The organism is Intrasporangium sp. (assembly GCF_036566125.1).
Taxonomy (GTDB): domain Bacteria; phylum Actinomycetota; class Actinomycetes; order Actinomycetales; family Dermatophilaceae; genus Intrasporangium.
The window spans coordinates 1-2,701 of record NZ_DATCWX010000215.1 but is presented as its reverse complement, the minus strand read 5'-3'; the positions used below and the strand labels follow the sequence as shown (position 1 = coordinate 2,701).

The window sequence follows — 2,701 nt, the reverse complement described above, 5'->3', positions numbered from 1 at the left end:
ACCCGGCCCGGCCGCGCTGGCCCTCCGCGGGCTCCCCCGGCCAGGGGACGTCCGGGTCGAGCGTGGCCAGGAGCCGGTCGAGCGCATCGATCGAGTCGACGAGGGCGAGGGAGTTGCGGACCGTCGATCCGGCCGGGAACCCCTTGAGGTACCAGGCGATGTGCTTACGGATGTCGCGGCAAGCCCGCTCCTCGTCGCCGTAGAAGTCCGCGAGGTAGAGCGTGTGGGTGCGCAGCGTGTCGGCGACCTCGCCCAACGTGGGCGTCACGCGGGTCGGCGAGCCGGCGAAAGCCGCAGCCAGGTCGGTGAAGAGCCACGGCCGTCCCAGGCAGCCCCGACCGACGACGACACCGTCGCAGCCGGTCTCCTCGACCATGCGCACAGCGTCCTCGGCCGACCAGATGTCGCCGTTGCCGAGGACCGGGACGCTCGTCACGGTCTCCTTGAGCAGCTTGATCGCCGACCAGTCGGCCGTGCCGGAGTAGGCCTGCGCGGCCGTCCGCCCGTGGAGGGCGACCGCCGCCACGCCCTCCTGCTCCGCAGCGAGCCCGGCCTCGAGATAGGTGAGGTGGTCGTCGTCGATGCCCTTGCGCATCTTGACGGTGACCGGGACGTCGCGCCTGGCGCCCTCCTCGACGACCGCGCCGACGATGGACCGGAACAGGTTGCGCTTCCACGGCAGGGCGGACCCGCCGCCCTTGCGCGTCACCTTCGGCACCGGGCAGCCGAAGTTGAGGTCGATGTGGTCGGCGCGGTCCTCCTCGACGAGGATGCGGGCCGCCGCCCGGGCCGTGGCCGGGTCCACGCTGTAGAGCTGGATCGACCGGGGATTCTCGTCGGGGTCGTGCTCGATGAGCCGCATCGTCTCGGCGTTGCGCTCGACGAGCGCGCGGGTCGTGATCATCTCGCTGACGTAGAGACTCGTCGCGCCGCTCACGCGACCGAACGCCGTCCCCTCGTTGCCGTACTCGCGACACAGGCGGCGGAAGGCCCGGTTCGTGATGCCGGCCATGGGCGCCAGCACGACCGGCGACTGGATGACGTGGCGGCCGATGCGCAGCGGGGGCAGCACGGGGCTGCCCTGGGCCGGGAGCGTCGTCAGGTCGGTCACGAGTTCCGATTCTCCCAAAGTCAGGCGCCATCCACCGAATCGGCGAACCGCAGGAGCGCCTCGGCGAATGCTCTTGGCTGGTCGAGGTTCGAGATGTGGCTCGCCCGCGGGATGATCTCGACCCGCGCGCCCGGACAGGCGTGGAGGAACTCCCTCGTCCCCAGCCGGAACTGGTCGTACTGGCCGTTCAGCAGCAGGATCGGGCAGCGGACAGCGGCGAGCATCGACGGGCGGCAGTGAGTCATCACCTCACGCCACGCTGACGTGGTCGGAGCGAAGTAGTACCCGCCCGCGATGACCGGATCGATGAGGTCGGCGGCATAGAACCGCCGGAGGACCCGGTCGTTGACCCGGGTCATCCGCTCCGGCCCCAGCCGGTCGGTCAGTGCCGCGACGGCCCGGTAGACGGCGGCACCCGGCCCCACCGGGGACGCACTGCACCCCGCGAGAACCAGGCCGTCGAGGCGCGAACCCAGCTCAGCGGCATACGCCATCGCGGCGAAGCCGCCAAGGGAGTGGCCGACGAGAACCGTCTTCGAGCTGGCGGGCGTGTCCGAGACCGCCTCGTCGATGACCTCGACGCAACGGGCCAGCGTGAACTCCTCCCCCGCCCTCGCGCCATGCCCCGGCAGGTCCACGAGCCCCACGGTGACGTGGCCCTCGAGGAGGGGCAGCTGGGGCGCCCACTGGGTGCTCGACAGCCGCGAGCCGTGGACGAGGACGAGATGAGCCGTCACCTCCCGAGGATGCCACGATGGGGCCATGAGCCACCTCATCAGCGCGACGGAGCTCGCCCACGAGATCGAGGAGGTCGTCGTCCTCGACGTCCGCTGGACGCTGACGACGGCGGGCGCCGACCAACCGGGGGCGGCTGAGTACGCGGCGGGTCACGTCCCCGGCGCCTTCTTCGTGGACCTCGACACCGAGCTCGCCGCACCTCCCGGCGAGGGTGGGCGGCACCCGCTGCCCGACCCCGCTGTCGTCGAGGGTGTGCTCCGCCGCTGCGGCGTCAGTGAGGGAACGCGTGTCGTCGTCTACGACGGCAAGGAGTCGTATGCCGCTGGGCGGGCCTGGTGGGTGTTCCGCTGGGTCGGTCTCCGGGACGTCCGCGTGCTCGATGGCGGGTTCGCCGCCTGGGTGGCGGCCGGTCTCCCGGTGAGTACCGAGGTGCCCGAACGGCACCATGGCGCCTTCGTCTCCCGTCCCGGCTCGATGCCCATGGTCGACGCCGAGGGGGCCGCGGGGCTGGCGCGGACCGGGCTGTTGCTCGACGCGCGCGCCCCGGAGCGCTACGCCGGAGAGCAGGAGCCGATCGATCCCGTGGCAGGACACATCCCGGGCGCGGTGAACAGCCCGACGACGGAGTGGCTGGCCGAGGACGGGACCTTCCGGCGGGACCTGGCGGACCACTGGGCCACCGTGACCGGAGAGAGGCACGTCGATGGCGACGTTGCGGTCTACTGCGGGTCTGGCGTGACGGCGGCACACCATGTGCTCGCGCTCGCCGAGCTCGGCGTCGATGCGGCGCTCTACCCCGGCTCGTGGAGCGAGTGGATCCGCGACCCGAGCCGCCCAGTGGCCACGGGGTCG

3 protein-coding genes are annotated in these 2,701 nt (G+C 72.0%); 1 reads left to right on the top strand and 2 read right to left on the bottom strand.

What is annotated here, in order from left to right:
• Both dusB and VIR15_RS13150 read right to left on the bottom strand, forming a co-directional pair.
• A partial coding sequence (dusB, locus tag VIR15_RS13155) for a tRNA dihydrouridine synthase DusB (protein WP_331928322.1) occupies nt 1-1,111 on the bottom strand: 1,111 nt, incomplete at its 3' end.
• Between the two features lie 20 nt (nt 1,112-1,131).
• Entirely contained in the window at nt 1,132-1,848 is a 717-nt protein-coding gene (locus VIR15_RS13150) for an alpha/beta fold hydrolase (protein WP_331928320.1), read from the bottom strand.
• Between the two features lie 25 nt (nt 1,849-1,873).
• On the opposite strand from VIR15_RS13150, the gene VIR15_RS13145 reads away from it, so the two are divergent.
• On the top strand, nt 1,874-2,701 hold an 828-nt coding region (locus VIR15_RS13145), incomplete at its 3' end, for a sulfurtransferase (protein WP_331928318.1).